Annotated in this window: 17 protein-coding genes; 2 read left to right on the top strand and 15 right to left on the bottom strand. The window is 66.8% G+C overall.

Going from position 1 to position 19,307, the window contains the following annotated elements:
• Window positions 1-22: 22 nt before the first annotated feature.
• From ACO2Q9_RS00425 to ACO2Q9_RS00370, 12 genes are all read right to left on the bottom strand, one after another.
• Entirely contained in the window at window positions 23-1,198 is a 1,176-nt protein-coding gene (locus tag ACO2Q9_RS00425; protein ID WP_423307180.1) for a fumarylacetoacetate hydrolase family protein, read from the bottom strand.
• 2 nt (window positions 1,199-1,200) lie between these two features.
• Window positions 1,201-1,545: a winged helix-turn-helix transcriptional regulator gene (locus ACO2Q9_RS00420; RefSeq protein WP_423307178.1), complete on the bottom strand. Its 345-nt coding sequence runs from the start codon at window positions 1,543-1,545 to the stop codon at window positions 1,201-1,203.
• 144 nt (window positions 1,546-1,689) lie between these two features.
• The gene (locus ACO2Q9_RS00415; protein WP_423309859.1) at window positions 1,690-2,154 is read right to left on the bottom strand and encodes a MarR family winged helix-turn-helix transcriptional regulator; all 465 of its coding nucleotides are present in this window, start codon (window positions 2,152-2,154) and stop codon (window positions 1,690-1,692) included.
• Window positions 2,155-2,165: 11 nt separating this feature from the next.
• Window positions 2,166-3,911 (bottom strand): tannase/feruloyl esterase family alpha/beta hydrolase, encoded by a 1,746-nt coding sequence (locus tag ACO2Q9_RS00410; protein ID WP_423307176.1) that lies wholly within the window; start codon window positions 3,909-3,911, stop codon window positions 2,166-2,168.
• A gap of 76 nt (window positions 3,912-3,987) precedes the next feature.
• Window positions 3,988-5,739: an acyl-CoA dehydrogenase family protein gene (locus ACO2Q9_RS00405; RefSeq protein WP_423307174.1), complete on the bottom strand. Its 1,752-nt coding sequence runs from the start codon at window positions 5,737-5,739 to the stop codon at window positions 3,988-3,990.
• Window positions 5,740-5,771: 32 nt separating this feature from the next.
• Complete coding sequence (locus tag ACO2Q9_RS00400; RefSeq protein ID WP_423307172.1) at window positions 5,772-6,539, bottom strand: ABC transporter ATP-binding protein; 768 nt, start codon at window positions 6,537-6,539, stop codon at window positions 5,772-5,774.
• A gap of 10 nt (window positions 6,540-6,549) precedes the next feature.
• Entirely contained in the window at window positions 6,550-8,382 is a 1,833-nt protein-coding gene (locus ACO2Q9_RS00395; RefSeq protein WP_423307170.1) for an ABC transporter permease subunit, read from the bottom strand.
• Between the two features lie 521 nt (window positions 8,383-8,903).
• Window positions 8,904-9,944 (bottom strand): branched-chain amino acid ABC transporter permease, encoded by a 1,041-nt coding sequence (locus ACO2Q9_RS00390; RefSeq protein WP_423307168.1) that lies wholly within the window; start codon window positions 9,942-9,944, stop codon window positions 8,904-8,906.
• Window positions 9,945-10,024: 80 nt separating this feature from the next.
• On the bottom strand, window positions 10,025-11,161 hold the full coding sequence (locus tag ACO2Q9_RS00385) for an ABC transporter substrate-binding protein (protein ID WP_423307166.1): 1,137 nt from the start codon (window positions 11,159-11,161) through the stop codon (window positions 10,025-10,027).
• A gap of 31 nt (window positions 11,162-11,192) precedes the next feature.
• Window positions 11,193-11,978 (bottom strand): SDR family NAD(P)-dependent oxidoreductase, encoded by a 786-nt coding sequence (locus tag ACO2Q9_RS00380; protein WP_423307164.1) that lies wholly within the window; start codon window positions 11,976-11,978, stop codon window positions 11,193-11,195.
• Window positions 11,975-13,873, bottom strand: a complete 1,899-nt coding sequence (locus ACO2Q9_RS00375; protein ID WP_423307162.1) for a feruloyl-CoA synthase — start codon at window positions 13,871-13,873, stop codon at window positions 11,975-11,977. The genes ACO2Q9_RS00380 and ACO2Q9_RS00375 overlap by 4 nt, the downstream gene beginning before the upstream one ends.
• 28 nt (window positions 13,874-13,901) lie before the next feature.
• Window positions 13,902-14,681, bottom strand: a complete 780-nt coding sequence (locus tag ACO2Q9_RS00370) for a crotonase/enoyl-CoA hydratase family protein (RefSeq protein ID WP_423307160.1) — start codon at window positions 14,679-14,681, stop codon at window positions 13,902-13,904.
• A gap of 99 nt (window positions 14,682-14,780) precedes the next feature.
• On the opposite strand from ACO2Q9_RS00370, the gene ACO2Q9_RS00365 reads away from it, so the two are divergent.
• Complete coding sequence (locus ACO2Q9_RS00365) at window positions 14,781-15,671, top strand: amidohydrolase family protein (protein WP_423307158.1); 891 nt, start codon at window positions 14,781-14,783, stop codon at window positions 15,669-15,671.
• A gap of 21 nt (window positions 15,672-15,692) precedes the next feature.
• On the opposite strand, the gene ACO2Q9_RS00360 is transcribed toward ACO2Q9_RS00365, so the two are convergent.
• Both ACO2Q9_RS00360 and ACO2Q9_RS00355 read right to left on the bottom strand, forming a co-directional pair.
• The gene (locus ACO2Q9_RS00360; protein ID WP_423307156.1) at window positions 15,693-16,391 is read right to left on the bottom strand and encodes an SDR family oxidoreductase; all 699 of its coding nucleotides are present in this window, start codon (window positions 16,389-16,391) and stop codon (window positions 15,693-15,695) included.
• Window positions 16,388-17,806, bottom strand: a complete 1,419-nt coding sequence (locus tag ACO2Q9_RS00355; RefSeq protein WP_423307154.1) for an MATE family efflux transporter — start codon at window positions 17,804-17,806, stop codon at window positions 16,388-16,390. The genes ACO2Q9_RS00360 and ACO2Q9_RS00355 overlap by 4 nt, the downstream gene beginning before the upstream one ends.
• Window positions 17,807-17,865: 59 nt before the next feature.
• On the opposite strand from ACO2Q9_RS00355, the gene ACO2Q9_RS00350 reads away from it, so the two are divergent.
• Complete coding sequence (locus ACO2Q9_RS00350) at window positions 17,866-18,324, top strand: MarR family winged helix-turn-helix transcriptional regulator (RefSeq protein ID WP_423307152.1); 459 nt, start codon at window positions 17,866-17,868, stop codon at window positions 18,322-18,324.
• Window positions 18,325-18,330: 6 nt separating this feature from the next.
• Here ACO2Q9_RS00350 and asd read toward each other — a convergent pair whose 3' ends face one another.
• Window positions 18,331-19,215 (bottom strand): archaetidylserine decarboxylase, encoded by an 885-nt coding sequence (gene asd, locus ACO2Q9_RS00345; RefSeq protein WP_423307150.1) that lies wholly within the window; start codon window positions 19,213-19,215, stop codon window positions 18,331-18,333.
• Between the last annotated feature and the right edge of the window lie 92 nt (window positions 19,216-19,307).

The raw sequence follows: 19,307 nt of genomic DNA, 5'->3' as shown, positions 1-19,307 counted from the left end.
ATTGAAAAGTTCGTGGCGGGGGTCAGCCGAGCAGGCCCCGGCGAGCCAGGTCGCGCATGAGTGCGCCGGTGCCGTAGGTCCAGGGCGCAACGCGATCGCTGGTGTCGACACGATTGGCGAGTTTACCGAGGCTGGCGGTCGAGACCGTGACAACATCACCGACGGCATGGGTGAAGCCCTGGCCGGGGCCGTTGCGGTCCTGCGTGGGGGCGAACATGGTGCCCAGGAACAGCATCAGGCCGTCCGGGTACTGGTGATTGGGGCCGATGGCCTGGCCCACGAGGTCCAGCGGATCGCGGCTGATGCGCGACAGCGAGCTCGACCCCTTCATGGTGAAGCCGTCGGCGCCCTGCACCTGCATGGCCAGGTCGCACTGGCGCACATCGTCGATGCCGAACTTCGCATCGAACAGGCGTATGAACGGGCCGATGGCGCAACTGCCGTTGTTGTCCTTGGCCTTGCCCAGCAGCAGCGCGCTGCGGCCTTCGAAGTCGCGCAGGTTGACGTCGTTGCCCAGCGCCGCACCCTTGACCTTGCCATCGGGCGAGACGGCCAGCACGATCTCGGGCTCGGGGTTGTTCCATTCGCTGCGCGGGTGGATGCCGACGTCAGCCCCCGTACCCACCGCGCTCATGGGTTGCGACTTGGTGAAGATCTCCGCGTCGACGCCGATGCCGACCTCCAGGTACTGCGACCAGACGCCTTTGCCGATCAGCACGTCCTTCAGTTTCAGCGCGTCGGGCGAGCCGGGGCGCACCCGCGCCAGGTCGTCGCCGATGACGGCTTGCACGGCGCGGCGCACGTCTTCCGCGCGGGACGCATCGCCGCGCGCCTGTTCCTCGATCACACGCTCCAGCATGGACGCGACAAAGGTCACGCCAGCCGCCTTGATGGCCTGCAGGTCGCACGGTGCCATGAGCCAGGGCAGGGCCTTGCTGCGCGCAGTCTGGGCGGAGTTGGCGAGCACGGCTGCCGCGTCGCCGATGCGCGGTGCGTCATGCGCACGGACGGCAGCGGCCGGGTCGGGCAGTTCGAGCAGCGCGCTGATCGTCGGTGCAAGGCCCGACAGGTCGAACACGTCCTGCGCCGTGAAGCGGATGGCGACGGCTCCCTGTCCCTCAACCCATGCGCGGCCGACAAGGATTGCGTCTTCGTGGTCGTGGGGCAGTGTTTCGTTCAGCGCGAGATGGGTGTTCATGGTCAGCTTGATCGATCGGGGGTGGAGGGGGATGCCGCTTTCGGCTTGCGTGCCTGGGCCGCCGACCACTTGACGGCGAAGGCCTGCAGGTCCGACAGGCGCTTGAGCAGATCGGCGCCGGAAGGCGTCACGAGGTAGCCTTCGTCGCCGTGCGACATGAGACCGGCCTCGCGCAATTCCTTGATCCGGGTGTTCAGCGTGTTGGGAGTGATGCCGCCCACGCTGTCCTGCAGCAGGCGGAAGGTCTGCGGGTGCCCATCGCGCAGGGCCCAGAGCACGCGCATGGCATAACGGGACTCCAGCAGGCCAAGCAACTGGCCGACGGCGGCAACGTCCCTGGAACTCATCCCGTTTCTTCTCCTCGCGCTTCGTTCGTGTTTTCGCGCGGGCAACTCGTTCAACTGTCCGGGCGGACGGCGACTATACCGCAGATGCAGGCGTGCTACAAGTTTGATAGCTAGGACAACGACCGATGTCCTGCGCAAAGCGATTCAGAGATAGATTTTCTGGAGCAGCCGCATGAGCGACTTTCGCTCCGCCGCCGTCAGTCGCGCACTCACATCCGACTCGAGCTCCGACGCCGAGCGTTCCGCATCGCGGCAGAGCTTCTGCCCGGCGGTGGTCAGGTGCAGGCCCACCGCGCGCCCATCGCTCGGATGCGGCTTGCGCTCGATCAGTTCGCGCTTCTCCAGTGCGTTCACCATGCCCACGAGGTTGGGTGGCTGGATGCTGAGTACCGAGCACAGCTGGCGCGAGGTGATGCCCGGGTTGTGTGCGATCAGCGAGAGCACCGAGAAATTGACGGGCTTGAGGTCATACACGGCCATGCGTTCGAGGAACACCGTCACCACCGCGAGCGACACGCGGCTCGCGTTGTAACCGATCAGGCTCTGCAGATAGCTCGCGTCCACCGTGTCGACGGCGGGGGCCGGGGCGTGGCGCACGCGGGTGTTCATCAGCGGCGTGGTCACTCGGCGCAGCGGAAGCTGGCGGCGCTTTCCACGTCGCCTGCGACGTAGCGGGCCACCTGCGGGTAGGGGCACAGCAGGCGCGTGCGGTTCGCGCTCCATGAAGCCGGGACTTCAGGGTTGGGGACAGCGCTGCCTGGGCCGCGCGCCTGCGCGACGATGGACTGCGGGGCCTGGCCGCGTTCCACCCAGTTCACGAGCGCGTCGACGAGGTCCATCTGGTCCGTGGCGGGGCCACCGCGGCTGTGGTTCATGCCGGGCACGAGGAACAGGCGTGCGGAGTCGCTGGCCTTCGATCCGTGCGCGTAGACATAGCCATCCCACCAGGCGATGGTGTCGAGCGCCGAGAACACCGGGTCGGCCGTGCCGTGCGCCAGCAGCAGCTTGCCGCCGCGCTTCGTGAATGCACGCAGGCCGGTGTCTGTCGGTGTCATCATCTTCATGGCGGAGTCGGTGAACAGGGCATCGCTCGCCCACACCTTGCCGGCATCGCGGTCGAGGCTGAAGCCCAGCGCGTAGTCGATGAGCGTGTTGCCCTGGCCGTTGACGACAGCGGGCGATGCGGGCGGCGTGGTGAATACGAAGGCGAGTGCGACGGCGTCGCGCGGGCCGACGCTGTGCGAGAACTTCCATTGCGCCCAGTCGCGGCCGGCGATGCCGGCGTCCCATGGCAGGCCGGAATAGATGCGCGTGCCGGCGGAGTCCACCGGGCCTTCGAACACCTTGGCGAGCACGGCCTTCTGCGCGGGTGTGAGGCACTGGCCGGGTTGTGCGGCACCTGCGCAGACGGGGATGTCGCGGTCGGCGCGGAAAGCTTTCTGACAACCCTGCACATCGGCCACGACGCCATCGGCCAGGCCGTCGAGCGCGTCGCAGCGCGCGAGCACGGCGCGCGCGACGAGGTTCAGGTCTGCGGGCGGGAACGAGGTCGTCAGGTCGGGCCGCTGCGTGGCCGGGTTCGGCCGCGAGACTTTCGCGAACTGCTGCGCACCCCAGACCTGCGCAACAGCGGCGAGCGGAAGGTTGTAGCCCGGCGTGCTGACGAGGATGCCGTCGTATTCCTCGGGAGTGCGCGATGCCGCCACCAGGCCGTGCCGCCCGCCGTTGCTGGTGCCGACGAGGTAGGAAGTGACCGGCCGCTTGCCGTAGAACGTCTGGATCAGCGACTTGGCCATCGGCGTGAGTTGCGCGACGGCGTTGTAGCCGTAGTCGCGCCGCGCCTGTGGGTCGATGCCGAAGCTGGCACCGCCGATGGGTGTGGTGCGGTCGAAGGCGTGACCGGCGTCGGAGCTCAGCACGGCAAAGCCCTTGAGGAGGCCGTTGCTGGCCGGGCCGCCGCCGAGGATGTCGCCATAGGCCGGCGTGACGAAGCCGTCGAGCCCGCCGTTGGCCTGGTAGAAGAAGCGGCCGTTCCAGTAGGTCGGCAGGCGCATCTCGAAGCCGATGGCGTAGCGCTTGTTGTCCACCGGGCTGGTGCGTTCGTTCATCACGCCCTTGACCACGCAGTGCTCGGGCATGTACCGGGCGATGCCGGGCAACGCCAGTTGGCCGTCCGCCACGCGCTCGGTGGCCGTGACGCGCACGCCGGCGTAGGCAAAGCGCGCTGCCAATGCGTCGCAGGTCATCACCGGCGGTGCGCCCGATGCAAGGGGGCGAGGTGTCGGCGGTGCAGGCGGTGGTGGCAGGGTTCCGCAGGCGGTGAGCAATACGGCAGAAGCGAGAGCGGCGAATTTCGCGAGTGACATGGCGTGAACCTTTCCTGATCGGGTTTCTCTGGTCATGCGTGGGTGCGTGTCGTGGCGGCCTGCTTCTCTTTCACCCTCAGGCTGCCACCGCGCCAAGTATCGTCTTGCAGCGTGTCTGGATCATGGAGACGCGCATGGCGAACTCCGGGAGTATGCGCGAATGCATCGCGGCGTCGGCCTGCTGCCAGCGGGGTGCATCGCCGCCTTCGGTGGCCGAGATGCGCGCCCACGACCAGGACAGCAGCGCCAGCGCCACGGCACGCAGGTAGTCGTCTGCCACTTCGTAGGGCAGCATGGCGTCCTGCTTGGCCGCTTCCACCAGCGTCGCGGTGAGGTAACGCAGTTCGGCGAAGCGGCGCATCACGGCCGCATCGGTCTCGCGCCCGGCATCCATGTCGGCGCGCAGCGAGAGCAGGGCCTTGCCAAGGGCAGCCCCGCCGTCCGGCAACACTTTGCGCACCAGCAGGTCGATGGCCTGGATCTCGTTCGTGCCTTCGTAGATCATCGCCACACGTGAATCGCGCACGATCTGCTCGATGCCCCATTCACGCACGTAGCCGTGGCCGCCGAAGACCTGCAGGCATTCGCTCGCCCCGATGAAAGCCTGGTTCGTCCATGCGGCCTTGAGCACCGGCGTGACGAGGCTGCACCAGGTCTGCGCGGCGTCACGGCGCTTCGGGTCGGGATGGTGTTTCGCGATGTCCAGTTCCAGGCCGGTGCGGTAGGCGAGCAGGCGGCCGCCGTCGATCCAGGCGCGCTGCACGTCGAGCATGCGACGCACTGCGGGGTGCTCGATGATGAGGTCGGGGCCGGTGGCTGCTGTTGCCGGCGCTGCGGCGGCTGCGCGCGGCGCACGCATCTGGCGACGCTCTTTCGCGTACGCGTCGGCCTTCTGCCACGCGGCATCCAGCAGGCCGATGCCCTGCAGCGCGACGTGCACGCGCGCGGCGTTCATCATCACGAACATCGCGTTGAGGCCGCGTCCCGGCTCGCCGACGATCCAGCCGGTGGCCTCGTCGAAGCGCATCACGCAGGTGGGGCTGCCGTGCAGGCCCATCTTTTCCTCGATGCGCTCGCAGTGCACGGCGTTGCGCGAGCCCTCCGGCATGAACTTCGGCGCAAGGAAGAGGGACAGGCCTTTCGGCCCGGGCGGCGCATCCGGCAGGCGCGCGAGCACGAGATGGACGATGTTGTCCGTCAGGTCATGCTCACCACCTGAGATGAAGATCTTGGTGCCCGAGAGGCGGTAGCTGCCGTCGGACTGCGGGGTTGCCCGGGTGCGCGCAAGCCCCAGGTCGCTGCCCGCATGCGGTTCGGTCAGGCACATCGTGGCAAGCCATTCACCACTGGCGACCTTGCCGAGATAAACGGCCTTCAGTGCATCGCTGGCGTGGTGCCTGATGCATTCGTACGCACCATGCAGCAGGCCCGGGGCCATGGTCCAGCCGTGGTTGGCCGCGCTCAGCCATTCATAGAGCACGCCTTCCAGCACCCAGGGCAGGCCTTGGCCGCCGTCTTCGGGAGCGCAGGACAGCGCGGGCCAACCGGCTTGCCAGAACGACTGGTACGCGTCGCGGAAGCCCGGAGCCATGACGACGCGGCTGAAGCCCGATGCATCGGCGCCTTCGAAGCGTGCGCCGATCTCGTCGCCATCGCGCGTGAGCGGCGCGACGCGCTCCGCGACGAACTTGCCCGCTTCTTCGAGCACCTGCGAGGCGAGGTCATCGTCGGTTTCGGCGAAAGGTGCGAGTTCGCGCCATTGCGTGCCGGCGTCCAGCACGTCGTTCAGCAGGAAGCGGATATCGGAGAGCGAAGGCTGGTAATCCATCGGGCGCTGGGCTTCGGAAATCGGTTGGCAGTTCAGGCGGCTTGTCCGGACGGCTTCTTTGCCGCGCCGAGATAGGTATCGATCACACGCGGGTCATTCGCGAGTTCAGCCGCCGGCCCCTGTACGCTGATCTCGCCCATCTCCAGCACGTAGCCGTAGTCGGCCACTTCGAGCGCGGCGCGTGCGTTCTGCTCCACCAGCAGGATGGTCACGCCGGTCTTGCGCAATTCGTCGATGGTGCGGAAGATTTCCTTCACCACCAGCGGCGCGAGGCCGAGGCTGGGCTCGTCCAGCATGAGCAGCGAAGGGCGCGACATCAGCGCGCGGCCCACGGCCAGCATCTGGCGCTCGCCGCCCGAAAGCGTGCCCGCGAGTTGCGTGCGGCGCTCCTTCAGGCGCGGGAAGAGCGCAAACACTTCTTCGAGCCGTTCGCGCCACTGCCGGTTGCGCAGACGAACCTGGCGGAACGCGCCGAGTTCGAGGTTGTCTTCAACGGTCATGGTGCCGAAGAGCTCGCGCTTCTCGGGTACGAGCGCCATGCCCTGCATGACGCGGGTTTCGAGTTCGGCGGTGCGGATGTCGTGGCCGTCGTACTGCAGCGTGCCCTGCGCGGGCAGCACGCCCATCAGTGCGTTCAGCAGCGTGGATTTCCCCGCGCCGTTGGGGCCGATCACGGTGATGACGCTGCCGCGGGCGGCTTCCAGGTCGATGCCGTGCAGCACTTCGGCGCGGCCGTAGCCGGCGCGCAGGCCTTGCACCTTGAGCATGGGGGTGGTGTTGGCATTGTTGTTGTTCGTCATGCCCGTTCCTTCAATGTTCCGTGCCCAGGTACGCAGCGCGCACCGCAGGGCTCTGCTGCACTTCGGCGGGCGTGCCTTCCATCAGGTGCGTGCCGAATTCCATGACCTTCAGGCGGTCGCACACATCCATCACGAGGCCCATGTCGTGCTCCACCAGCAGGATGCTCATGCCTTCGCTGCGCAGCTGGCGCAGCACGTCGGCAAGAGCCTGCTTCTCCTTGTGGCGCAGGCCGGCAGCGGGCTCGTCCAGCAGCAGCAGGGCGGGGTCGGCGCAGAGCGCGCGGGCGATTTCCAGCAGGCGCTGCTGGCCCATGGCCAGGTTGCCCGCCTGCTCATGCAGGTAGTCGCCCATGCCCACGCGTTCGAGCTGGCGCTGCGCTTCACGCAGCAACTGCCGCTCTTCGGCGCGGTCGATGCGCAGCATCGCCGAGACAGCGCCCTTGCTGCCGCGCAGGTGACCGCCGAGAGCCACGTTCTCCAGCACCGTCATGTCGGCGATCAGCTTCACGTGCTGGAAAGTGCGTGCCACGCCGCGCCGCGCGATCTCGCGCGAGGGCAGGCCGCTGATGGTCTCGCCCCGGAACTTCACGTCACCACCCGAGAGCGAGAGCAGTCCGGTGATGAGGTTGAACGTGGTGGACTTGCCCGCACCGTTGGGGCCGATCAGGCCGACGATCTCGCCGGCATGCGTGTTGAAGCTGATGTCGTTGACCGCGACCAGGCCACCGAAAGTCTTGCGCACGGCCTTCACTTCGAGCACGAGCTCGTTGGCGGCAGGTTGCGTGCGTGACGGCAGCGGCGGCGCATCGGCCCAGTCGATGCGGCGCACGCGGCGCGGCAGGCGGCGGTCCACGAACTCCCACAGGCCACTGGGCAGGTACTTGAGCACCAGCACCAGCAGGATGCCGAAGACGATGATCTCGTAGCTGCCGCTGGTGCCGATGAGCTTGGGCAACAGCACCTGCAGCTGGTCTTCCAGGATCTTCACGATGCCCGCGCCGGTGATGGCACCCCACACGTAACCCGCACCGCCGAGCACGGCCATGAACAGGTACTCGATGCCCATCTTCAGGCCGAACGGCGAAGGGTTCACCGTGCGCTGGAAGTGCGCGAACAGCCAGCCCGAGACGGAGGCGAACATGGCAGCCAGCACGAAGATGCCGATCTTGTGGCGCAGCGTGTTCACGCCCATGGCCTCGGCCATCTGCGAGCCACCGGCGAGCGCGCGGATGGCGCGGCCGCTGCGCGAGTCCAGCAGGCGAATGACAGCGAAGGCGGCAAGGAGGGCGAGTGTCCAGACCAGCACGTAGAAGATGCGCTGCTGGCCGAACTCCAGGCCGAAGAGCGACATGCCGGGCACGCCGAGCAGGCCGTCGTACTTGCCCAGCGTATCCAGGTTGCCCATGAGGTAGTACAGCGACAGCGCCCAGGCGATGGTGGCCAGCGGCAGGTAGTGGCCCGACATGCGCAGGGTGAGGGCGCCGATGACGAGCGCGCTCACGGCGGTGAAGGCCAGGCCCACGAACACGGTGATCCACGGCGATGCACCCATGTTCACCGTCAGCCATGCGGAGGTGTATGCGCCGATGCCGACGAAGGCCGCTTGCCCGAAGGACGTGAGGCCGGCGACGCCGGTGAGCAGCACGAGGCCGAGCACGGGCAGGGTGTAGATGCCGATGTAGTTGAGCTGGATGATCCAGAAGTCGGGCAGCGGCAGCAGCGGGATGGCGGCGAGCACGGCGACGAGCAGGGCAGGGCCCCACGTGCGCAGCGTGAGGCCGAGCGACTGGGCGCTTCCTGCGAGCGGCAGGGCGGCTTGGGTTCGTTGGTCGGTCGATGACATGTTGTTGGTGTTCTCAGAACTGCTTGTTGTCGACGGGCTTGTTTTCTTGATTTGCGGGTGTGGTGCGGCAGGCGGTGTGCCTGTGGGCCTCACGCACGAGCGGTCGGCGCGTTGCGCCGACTTCCCTGCGCTGCTCGGCGCTCCTGAGTGAGGCCCACAGGCACACCGCCTGCAGCACTGGCGCAATGGTGGCGCACTGAGAGACTGGGGAACAGGCATCGATCCTTACGGAAACGGCACCGGAAATAGTTGCATGCCCACACTGCCGCAAAGCTCCGGGGGTGACTGCGCCCGCTTGCCTGTGCGCAGCCGAGAAGCGCAGATGGGACGGCCAGCGCGCGCAGCGTGCTTCAACCTCATGCTTGCGGCGCTTGTCTGAACGAAGCGCTCGAAGAGCGCGTAGTGAGTTGCGCCGCGTGGCCGTCCCGTCGAGCATCGCAGGGCACCCCTGCGCAGCAGGGGCAAGCACCGGCAAGCGGGCGCAGTCACCCCCGGAGCTTTGCATTCCACCCACGAACATGTCAGTGCTCTTCATCCGAATGCCCACTGGCCAACGAACGCCAAAGCAACACAGGCAGGATCAGCGTGAACACGATGACTTCCTTGAACGCCGAAGCCCAGAAAGAGCCGAATGCTTCGACCACGCCCACGGCCAGCGCACCGATCAGAGCGCCCGGGTAGCTGGAAAGCCCGGCGATCACCGCCGCAACGAAGCCCTTGAGGCCGATGAGGAAGCCCGAGTCGTAGAACACCGTCGTCGTCGGCCCGATCAGCAGGCCCGACAGCGCGCCGATCAGACCGGCCATCGCGAACGTGAGCTTGCCCGCGCTGCGCGTGGAGATGCCCATCAGGCGCGCACCCAGGCGGTTGACGGCGGTGGCGCGCAGCGCCTTGCCGTACAGCGTGCGCTCGAAGAACAGCCACAGCATCACGATGAGTGCGGCCGAGGCCAGGAAGATGATCAGCGCCTGGCCGCTCACGTTCAGCGGGCCGGCGGCAAAGCGCGCGTCCCAGAACGAGGGATTGCGGAAACCCTCCGCGCCGAAGAAGAGCAGGCCGAGGCCGGTCATGGCGAAGTGCACGCCGACCGAGACGATCAGCAGCACCAGCGTGCTCGCGCCGGCCAGGGATTCATAGGCCACGCGATACACGAGCGGGCCGAAAGCGGTCACGATGCAGATGGTGAGCAATGCCTGCACCAGCAGCGGGAAGCCACGCGTCGCCGCCCATGCGGAAACCGCGCAGATCACGGCAGGGATGACGAAAGTCCTGAAGCCGGTCTTGAATGCCAGCGCCGCATTGCGGTTCTCGCGCCACGACGACACGATGTCCATCAGTGCTGCAATGACGGCCACGATGAGCAGCAGCCACACCGTGCCCGGTGTCTTGCCGGTCTGGAAAATGGCGAGCGTGAGCGCACCGTACGCCACGAACTCCCCTTGCGGGATGAAGATGACACGGGTCACCGCGAAGACCAGCACAAGCGCCATGCCGAGCAGGGCGTAGATCGCGCCGTTGGTGAGTCCGTCCAGCAGCAGGATGCTGGCAATTGAGAAGTCCATGGCTTTTGTTGTTGTGGTTGGGATTCGCTAAAAAAGACGCGGCGGTCCGCTTGCGCGTGCCGCCGCGTCCGCGGAGGTGCTTACTGCTCGACCTTGAACTCGCCGTTCACGACCTTCAGCATCACACCGGTTTCGTTGGTGTAGCCCCAGTGGTCGTCAGCGGTCCAGTTCAGCACGCCGTGCGCCAGCACCGTGCGGCCCATGCCCTCGAACGCGTCGCGCAGCGCGGCGCGGAACTCCGGCGTGCCCGGCTTGGCCTTCTTCAGGGCGACCGGCACGGCCTTTTCCAGCACGATGACTGCGTCCCAGCCGTGGCCCGCGAACTGGTTGCGCGAACCCGGACCGTAGGCTTTCTCGAATGCCTGCACGAAGGCGATGGCCTGCTTCTTGGAGGGATGGCTGTCGGGCAACTGCTCGGCGATCACGGCCGGGCCGGAGACCACGAACGTGCCGTCGGCGTCCTTGCCGGCGGTGCGCATCAGGTCACGCGTGGCGGCGGCGTGCGTCTGGTAGACCTTGCCCTTGTAGCCGCGCTCCATGATGGCCTTCTGCGGCATGCCGGCACCCGAACCGGAAGCCACGATCAGGATCGCGTCGGGGTTGCCCGATACGAGCTTCAGTGCCTGCGCGGTCACGCTGGTGTCTGCGCGCGCGAAGCGCTCGGCCGCGGTGACCTTGATGCCGCTTTTCTCGGCCGTGGCGGTGAAGTCCTTGAGCCACAGTTCGCCGTAGGCGTCGGTGTAACCGAGGAAGCCCACGGTCTTGATGTTCTGCTTCTTCATGTGCTCGACCATGGCGTGGGCCATGACGGCGTTCGATTGCGGCAGGCGGAACATCCACTTGTCCTTGCCCGGGGGCAGGCCGGCGGGGGCGGTGGAAATCTGGGGCGTGCCCGAGCTGGTGGCGATGTCGGCCATCGGGATGGCGACCGGCGTGGCGGTGGAGCCGACGATCACGTCGACCTTGTCTTCCGTCACCAGGCGCTGCGTGGCCTTGGTGCCGGCGGTCGGGTCGGTGGCGTCGTCCAGCACGATGACCTTGAGCTTCTCACCGGCGATCGTGGTCGGCCAGATCTTGACGGCGTTGCCGACCGGGATGCCCAGGCCGGATGCCGGGCCCGTCAGCGGCTGCACCACACCGATGGTGATGTCGGCCAGGGCGCTGCCGGCGACAGCCAGCGCCACGGCAGCGGTGATGATTGTTTTCGTGAATTTCATGCGATGTCTCCTTGCGGGGGTGGTTGAAGTTTCAGCGCGGCGCCATGCGCAACGCTCCGTCGAGCCGGATCACTTCGCCGTTGAGGTGCCCGTTGGTCACGATGTGGGCGGCCAGTTCGGCGAACTCCTCCGGTTTACCCAGTCTCTGGGGGAATGGGATCGACGCGGCGAGCGATTGTTGCACCGCTTCGGGCAGTTGTTTCATCAGCGGCGTAGCGAATAACCCGGGGGCGACGGTGCACACACGGATGCCGTGCTGCGCCAGGTCGCGTGCCATCGGCAGCGTCATGCCCACGAGTCCGCCCTTGGACGCACTGTAGGCCTGCTGTCCGACCTGCCCATCGAAGGCCGCGACCGAGGCGGTGTACATGATCACGCCGCGCTCGCCGTCTTCCATGGCCGTCAGCTTGCTGCAAGCCGCAGCGAACAGGCGACTCATGTTGTAGGCACCGACGAGGTTCACGGTGATGACACGCGTGAAGTCTTCCAGCGGCGCGGGCGAGCCGTCCTTGCCGACCACGCGTTTGGCGGTGCCGATGCCGGCAACGTTCATCAGGATGCGCGCGGGGCCGTGCGCAGCCGCTGCCTTGTCGATGGCGGCCGTGGCGCTTTCGGTGCTGGTGATGTCGCACTGACAGGCGACTGCCGTGCCGGCGCCGTGCGCGGCGTTGATGCTGCCCGCTACCTGCTCGGCCAGCGCGAGGTTGACGTCGAGCAGGGCGACCTTCGCGCCCAGCCGCGCGAGTTCGCGCGCCGTCGCTTCGCCGAGGCCGGAGGCTGCGCCGGTGACCAGTGCGGCCTGTCCCTGGATATTCATGTGCTCTGTTCCTTCGGAATCAGTGTGAAAGGCAGGCTGCCGTCGTGCAGTGCCTGCACCATGGCGTCGCGGTGCTTGAGCACGGCACGCTGGTTGATGGAGCCCTTGTCGGTGACCTCGCCCTTGTCGATGGACGGCGGCTCGTGCATCAGGTGCATGCGCGCGACACGGTTGGCGCTGCCCGTGGCCGAGGCGGCAAGTCCGTCGAGCACCTGCTGGAAATGGGCCTGCACAGGTGCGCTTTCGAGCACCGCCTTCATCGGCGCATCGGCCGCCAGGCCTGCGAGCTTGCGCACGTTCGCCGTCGGCACGACGAGCGCACCGACTTCCTTCATGTTGATGCCCGTGAGCACGACGTCCTGGATGTAAGGCGCGCCGGCGGCGGTGATCTTCGCGCGCAGCGGACCGACGGAGACGAAAGTGCCGGTGGCGAGCTTGAAATCTTCGGCGATGCGGCCGTCGAACTTCAGGCCCTGGTGCGGGTCGGCATCGTCGATCCACAGCACGGCATCACCCGTGCAGAAGAAGCCTTCTTCGTCGAAAGCCTCGGCCGTCGCGTCAGGCGATTTCCAGTAGCCGGGCGTGATGTTGGGGCCCTTGTAGCGCAGCTCGGTCTTGCCGTTCATCGGGACGAGCTTGAGTTCGAGGCCCGGCGTCGGCACGCCGATGTAGCCGGCCTTGACCTTGTGGCTGGTGATGAACAGCGCGAAGGGCGAGGACTCGGTCATGCCCATGCTGGTGGCCATGACGATGCGCTCGCCGATCTCGGCTTCCTGCATCTCGTGCAGCGTGTCCCACACGTTCTGCGCGAGGCCGGCGCCGGCGTAGAAGAACATCTTCACGCGCGACAGCAGCGTCCTGCGCAGCTGTGCGTCGGTCTTCATCGCGGCGGCGATGGCCTCGAAGCCGGTGGGCACGTTGAAGTACAGCGTGGGGGCGACTTCGCGCAGGTTGCGCAGCGTCTCGCCGACGAGCGCAGGCGTGGGCTTGCCATCGTCGATGTACATCGTGCCGCCGTTGTAGAGCACCATGCCGATGTTGTGGTTCCCGCCGAAAGTGTGGTTCCACGGCAGCCAGTCCACCAGCACCGGCGGCTCCTGCTGCAGCACCGGCATCGACTGGCGCATCTGCTGCTGGTTGGCGCACCACATGCCGTGCGTGTTGATCACGGCCTTCGGCAGTTTGGTGGAGCCAGAGGTGAAAAGGAACTTGACGATGGTGTCCGCGCCGGTCGCCGCCATGGCGGCATCGACAGCGGGCGTGGGCTTCGTCGCCAGCAGATCGGCGAATGGGGTGGACTTCGCCGTGCTTCCCGGCAGCGGGTTGGCGTAAACCACTTCCACGTCGTCGCCCAGCGTTGCTGCTGCCGCGCGGCCATAGCGGGCTTCGTCGGACGCGAACACCAGGCCCGGCGTCAGCGTCTTCAGGATGTGGCGCAGCTTCTCGAAGTCCTGGCTGATGAGCGAGTAGGCCGGCGATGCCGAGCAGAACGGGATGCCGGCCACCATGCAACCCAGGGCAAGCAGCGCATGTTCGAGGTCGTTTTCGCTCAGGATCACCACGGGGCGTTCGACGCCCAGGCCGCGATCGAGCAGGGCCTGCGCGATGCTGCGTGCCGTCGTCAGCGCCTCGGCATAGCTCACATGACGCCAGTCACCGGTGCTGCCGTCGGCATTGCGCACGCGCCGGGCGAGGAAGGTGCGGTCCGGCGCGGCCTGGGCCCAGTGCACGAGCCGGTCCGTCATGCGCGGCGCGTAGGCCTCGAGCGACTTGTCGGCGCGCACGTAGCGGATGTCACCGACATCGCGCAGTTCCACGCGCTTCACTCCGAATTCGAGCGGGCGGTACCGGGGTTCGGCCCCGGTGCCGGGTGCGGTTGCTGTCGCTGTGTTCATGTGTCTCTCTCTGCCCTCGACGTTCTTGTCATGCGTCCTTGCTGACCTTGGCAGCACGCTTCTCGAGGAAGTCCCGCACCCGCTGCTTGGCTTCGGGGGCGCTTTGCGCGATGCCGGCCATCAGCGCCTCGGTGAAGTAGCCCAGGTCCGCAGGCTGGTCGGCGATGCGGGGCAGGCCGTGCGTGAGCGCGTAGTTGGTCAATGGTGCGTTGGATGCGACCTTGCGCGCGAGTTCCATGGCCTTGTCGAAAGATTGGCCGTTCGGCACGAGATACTGCGCGAAGCCGGCGCGCTCGCCATCGACGGCGTTGTAGACGCGGCCGGTCAGCATCATGTCGGTCATGCGCGGCACACCGATCAGGCGCGGGATGCGCACCGAACCGCCGCCACCGACGAAGATGCCGCGCGAGCCTTCGGGCAGCGCGTAGAACGTGGTGTCGTCGGCCACGCGGATGTGGCAGGAGCTCGCGAGCTCCAGGCCACCGCCGACGACTGCGCCGTGCAGGGACGCGATGACGGGCACCGGGCCATATTGCACGCGTTCGAGCGCGTGATGCCACATGCGCGAGTGGTGCACGCCTTGGCCGGCATCGCGTTCGTTGATTTCGGAGAGGTCCAGGCCCGCGCAGAAATGCTCGCCCTCGCCGTCGAGCACGGCGGCGCGCGCGGTGGACGGCAGCTTCTCGAACACGTCCCGGATGGCCAGCACGAGCGCATCGGAGATGGCATTGCGCTTGGCCGGACGTGTCAGGCGGACGACGGCGATGTCGCCCTGCATTTCGAAGTGGAGGTCTTTGTTCTGGGTCATGATTGCTTTGGATCGGTGGTTGGATTATTGTTATGAAATATAATCAATTCAACCCGAATAAACCAGTGGTTCATTGGTGTTTACCCTTGGAGAGCAGACATGGACGCCAGCAAACTCATCGCCATCGACATCCACACCCATGCAGAAATCAGCTGCTGGAATCCGTTCGACAGTTATGGTGAGGAGTACGACCGCGCGGCGGACAAGTACTTCCGCTCCAACCGCCGCCCCACCATCCAGGAAAGCATCGACTACTACCGCGAGCGCAACATCGGCCTCGTGATGTTCATGGTGGACGCGGAGTCCAACCTCGGCCGCATGCGCATCCCGAATGAGGAGATTGCCGAAGCGGCCTCGAAGAACAGCGACATGATGATTGCCTTCGGCAGCATCGACCCGCACAAGGGCAAGATGGGCGCACGCGAGGCGCGCCGCCTGATCGAAGAGCACGGCGTGCGTGGCTTCAAGTTCCACCCGACCGTGCAGGGCTACCACCCTTACGACCGCATGGCCTGGCCCATCTACGAAGTGATCGCCGAGCACAAGCTGCCCGCGATCTTCCACACCGGCCACAGCGGCATCGGCTCGGGCATGCGTTGCGGCGGCGGCTTGCGCCTGGAATACAGCAACCCCATGCATCTGGACGACGTCGCCATCGATTTCCCCGACATGCAGATCGTCATGGCGCACCCCAGCTTCCCATGGCAGGACGAGGCGCTGTCCGTGGCCACGCACAAACCCAATGTGTGGATCGACCTGTCGGGGTGGAGCCCGAAGTACTTCCCGAAGCAGCTGGTCCAGTATGCGAACACGCTGCTGAAGGACCGTGTGCTGTTCGGCAGCGACTACCCGCTCATCACGCCCGACCGGTGGATGAAGGACTTCCAGGACGCCGGCTTCAAGCCCGAAGTGATGCCCGGCATCCTGAAGGACAACGCGGTGCGCCTGCTCGGTCTCGATGCCGGCGGCGCTGCAGAGAAGGCAGCCTGAGCGCCGCCTTCCGCGACGGAATCAGGCTGCGAGATACGCGGCCTGCGGACTCGACAGGCTCGCTTTCACCTTGCGGGTGTTGTCGTCCGCAAGAATCTCCTCGATGCCCGCCTCGATGCCGTCGAGCGCGGTGTTCACCACTTCGGCCGGTGTGAGCTTCGGTGCATCGATGCCCGTCGTGAGGTCGGTGTCGATGAAGCCCACATGCAGGCCCGACACCAGCGTGCCCTGTTCGCGCAGTTCGTGGCGCAGACCGTTCGTTGCGGCCCATGCGGCCGACTTCGTCGCGCCGTAGGTGCCGAGCGCGGGCCGGTTGATCCAGCTGGCGATCGACAGGATGTTGAGCAGCGCGCCACCGCCGTGCGCAGCAAGCACGGGCGCGAAAGCCTGGCTCACGCGGACCAGGCCGAAGAAGTTGGTTTCGAGCTGCCGGCGCGCGGAGTCGAGCGATGGGTCGGTCAGGAAGCCGCCGAAGTCCGCGATGCCTGCGTTGTTGATGACGAAAGTGACGTCGCCGCACGCCTGCGCCGCCGCAGCCACCTGCGCTGCATCGGTCACGTCCAGCTTCACGGGGACCACGCCTTCGAGCTTGATGGTGGACGGGTCCCGTGCCGCGGCATACACGCGCTTCGCGCCACGCGCGAGCGCTTCCTTGGCGAATGCGAGTCCGAGCCCGCGGTTCGCACCGGTGATGAATACGACGCTGTCCTTGATCTTCATGATGTTTTCCTTTCGTTGATGGTGAACCAGGCCCCGAGTGCGACGGCGCTGGCGTTGACGAGCCCGTAGGCCACGATCGCCGCGCCCTGTGCGGCAAAGACCCAGCCCAGGCCCAGCCCTGCGTGCAGTGCGAGCAGGCCGCCGACGGCCGCGATCGCGAGGCGGACGCCATTGCCGATCACGGGCCAGAGCAGACGGCCTGCGCCCTGCGACGCGAAGTAGAGGACCAGGCCGAGCCCGAAAAAGCCATAGACCGGGCCGACGATGCGCAAGTACAGCGAGCCGGTCTCCAGCATCGCCGGGTCGGTATCGAATAGCGACAGCCATTGGATGGGGAAGAGGGCGGCTGAAAGACCGATGACTTCACAGACCGCGAAGGCGATGGCGGCGCCGATCCATGCAGCCTGAAGCGCGCGGTCGTGCTTGCCGGCGCCGATGCAGGTGCCCACCATGGCGAGCAGCGGACCACCCAGGCCGAACACCAGCGGCACCAGCAGGTACTCGAGCCGCGATGCCGTGCCGTACCCCGCCACTGCGGCGACGCCGAAGGTGGCGGCCAGGGCCGTTGCGATGGCAATGGCGAGGTTGGTCGAGATGGAGGATATCGACGCCACCACGCCCACGCGCAGGATGTCACCGAACAGGGCCAGCCGCCACTTCACCGCAGCCAGCGATGGCTTCAGCAGGCTGCGCGGCGAGCGGAGGTAGAGCGCCAGCACGAGCGTGCCGCCGGCGTAGAAGATCAGCAGTGCGAGCGCGCCGCCTGCGATGCCCATGCCGGGAACCGGGCCCCAGCCGAAGATCAGCAGTGGCGACAGCGGCACCAGCGCGAGCGTGCCGATGAATGTGACCCAGGCCGGCACCGCCATGTTGCCTGTGCCCCGGATGACCGAAGCGAGCGCGTTGAATGCCCACACCAGCAGCGCGCCGGCGAACACCCAGTGCGAATAGACCAGCGCCGCCTCCAGCGCCGCGCCCGAGCCGCCCATACGGCCGTACAGCCAGCGCCCGCCCGCAAGCATGAAGACCATGTAGACCAGACCCAGGAAGAGGCTGGCGGCCAGCGCGTGGAAGACGAGGTCGTCGGCGTCCGCACGGCGGCGTGCGCCCAGCGCCCGCGCGATCGACGACGAGATGCCGCCGCCAATGGCTCCTGCGGACAGCATCTGCATCAGCATGACCAGCGGGAACACCAGCGCCATGCCGGCCAGCGCATCGGTACCGAGCTTGCCGATGAAGTAAGTCTCGATCAGGCCTGCGCTGGCCTGCGCCACCATCACCAGCATGTTGGGGGCGGCCATGCGCAGCAGCGTGGGGGCGATCGGGCCTTCGAGCAGTCGCCGCGTGCGGGCATCGAGCGTGCCGTCTGGAGCGGAATGGGCGGGAGCCGGGTTGGACATCGTTTTTTGGTGCATATGCACGTATTTGAAGCGACATTCTATGTGCATATGCACTTTCGTGCCAGAATGCTTTCATGGCTGACGCAAAGCTTCCCCAGTTCACCGAATGCAATGCGCTTGCGCTCCGGCAGGCGGGCAGGGCCATCGGGCAGTTGTACGACCGGCACCTTGCGCAGGCAGGGCTGCGCGGCGGGCAGTATTCGCTGCTGCTGCGCCTGTGGCGGCACGGGCCCATGGGTGTGAGCGCGCTTTCGACGGCCGCCGGCATGGATCGCACCACGCTCACGCGCGTGCTCAAGCCGCTGCAGCGCGACGGCTTCATCGAGACCGCCGTGTCGGCCACCGACCGCCGCAGCCGCCTGCTGCAGTTGACGCCCGCCGGCGAGGCCAAGCTGTCAGAAGCCATCCCGCACTGGGAGGCCGCGCAGGCGGCGTTCGAGACGACCTATGGCGTCGCTGAAGCCGCGAACCTGCGCGACATGCTGCGTGCCTTTGCGCCCGGCGGACCGGCCAGCTTCAGATCGCCGGCCTGAAGGCGCTCAGGCCCGATCCGCCATCGGCTCGCCCAGGCGCACCGGCCCTGCGGGCTGCCAGGCCGGATTGAAGGCCAGCGGCTTCCGGGCATCGCGCGGGAACAGCATCACCACCGTGGAGCCGAGCAGGAAGCGGCCCATCTCGTCGCCTTGCTTCAGCCGCACGTCCTGCGTGTCATAGCGCCATTCGCGCAACTGGCCGTGGCGTGGCGGGTTCACCACCCCGTGCCAGACGGTGGCCATGCTGCCCACAATGGTGGCGCCCACAAGCACAAGCACCCATTGCTGTTTCGGCGCGTCCGGCCCGTCTTCGCTTTCGCTTCCACTTTCGAACACGCAGACCACGCGCTCGTTGACCGCGAACAGCCCCGGCACGCCGCGGGCCGTCGTCGGGTTCACCGAGAACAGCTTGCCCGGCACATGGATCATGCGAAGCAGCCGGCCGTCGCAGGGCATGTGGATGCGGTGGTAGTCGCGCGGGCTGAGGTAGATGGTGGCGAAGTGGCCGTCGTGGAATCTGCGGGCGAGGGTCTCATCGCCGCCCACCAGCGCCGTCGCGCTGTAGCGATGACCCTTGGCCTGGAAGATCTGGCCGGCGTCGATGTCGCCGAACTGGCTGATTGCGCCGTCCACCGGGCAGATCAGTTCGGCATCGGCCAACGTGCGGGCACCGGGTTTCAGTGCTCGTGTGAAGAAATCGTTGAAGCTGGCGTAGGCGGCCGGATCGGGCTCCAGCGCCTCGTCCATGTTCACCTTGTACTTGCGGATGAACCCCTTGATGAGCTTTTGCGTCTGTTCGCCCCGCCGCGCGTTGGCCACGCGGCCCGCGAAGGTGGTGAGGGCCTGCTTGGGAAGCAGGTATTGCGGCAGCACGGCAAGGCGGTCGGACACGGGAGCTTCCATTCGAAATGAAAAGGGGCAGCGAAGAAAAAAGGGTGGTCGATTCTATCGGCCACCCCTTGCGTCTGCGGCGCGTGCGTTAC

The sequence above is a fragment of the Variovorax sp. VNK109 genome (assembly GCF_049445855.1).
Classification (GTDB): Bacteria; Pseudomonadota; Gammaproteobacteria; order Burkholderiales; family Burkholderiaceae_C; genus JAGOCV01.
The sequence above is the reverse complement of the archived record's forward strand: the minus strand, read 5'-3'. Positions and strand labels throughout refer to the sequence as shown.

Excerpts from the sequence above, each read along its gene's own strand:
- ACO2Q9_RS00425 (WP_423307180.1), bottom strand. The coding sequence starts at position 1,198 with ATGAACACCCATCTCGCGCTGAACGAAACACTGCCCCACGACCACGAA.
- ACO2Q9_RS00420 (WP_423307178.1), bottom strand. The coding sequence starts at position 1,545 with ATGAGTTCCAGGGACGTTGCCGCCGTCGGCCAGTTGCTTGGCCTGCTG.
- ACO2Q9_RS00415 (WP_423309859.1), bottom strand. The coding sequence starts at position 2,154 with ATGAACACCCGCGTGCGCCACGCCCCGGCCCCCGCCGTCGACACGGTG.
- ACO2Q9_RS00410 (WP_423307176.1), bottom strand. The coding sequence starts at position 3,911 with ATGTCACTCGCGAAATTCGCCGCTCTCGCTTCTGCCGTATTGCTCACC.
- ACO2Q9_RS00405 (WP_423307174.1), bottom strand. The coding sequence starts at position 5,739 with ATGGATTACCAGCCTTCGCTCTCCGATATCCGCTTCCTGCTGAACGAC.
- ACO2Q9_RS00400 (WP_423307172.1), bottom strand. The coding sequence starts at position 6,539 with ATGACGAACAACAACAATGCCAACACCACCCCCATGCTCAAGGTGCAA.
- ACO2Q9_RS00395 (WP_423307170.1), bottom strand. The coding sequence starts at position 8,382 with ATGTCATCGACCGACCAACGAACCCAAGCCGCCCTGCCGCTCGCAGGA.
- ACO2Q9_RS00390 (WP_423307168.1), bottom strand. The coding sequence starts at position 9,944 with ATGGACTTCTCAATTGCCAGCATCCTGCTGCTGGACGGACTCACCAAC.
- ACO2Q9_RS00385 (WP_423307166.1), bottom strand. The coding sequence starts at position 11,161 with ATGAAATTCACGAAAACAATCATCACCGCTGCCGTGGCGCTGGCTGTC.
- ACO2Q9_RS00380 (WP_423307164.1), bottom strand. The coding sequence starts at position 11,978 with ATGAATATCCAGGGACAGGCCGCACTGGTCACCGGCGCAGCCTCCGGC.
- ACO2Q9_RS00375 (WP_423307162.1), bottom strand. The coding sequence starts at position 13,873 with ATGAACACAGCGACAGCAACCGCACCCGGCACCGGGGCCGAACCCCGG.
- ACO2Q9_RS00370 (WP_423307160.1), bottom strand. The coding sequence starts at position 14,681 with ATGACCCAGAACAAAGACCTCCACTTCGAAATGCAGGGCGACATCGCC.
- ACO2Q9_RS00365 (WP_423307158.1), top strand. The coding sequence starts at position 14,781 with ATGGACGCCAGCAAACTCATCGCCATCGACATCCACACCCATGCAGAA.
- ACO2Q9_RS00360 (WP_423307156.1), bottom strand. The coding sequence starts at position 16,391 with ATGAAGATCAAGGACAGCGTCGTATTCATCACCGGTGCGAACCGCGGG.
- ACO2Q9_RS00355 (WP_423307154.1), bottom strand. The coding sequence starts at position 17,806 with ATGCACCAAAAAACGATGTCCAACCCGGCTCCCGCCCATTCCGCTCCA.
- ACO2Q9_RS00350 (WP_423307152.1), top strand. The coding sequence starts at position 17,866 with ATGGCTGACGCAAAGCTTCCCCAGTTCACCGAATGCAATGCGCTTGCG.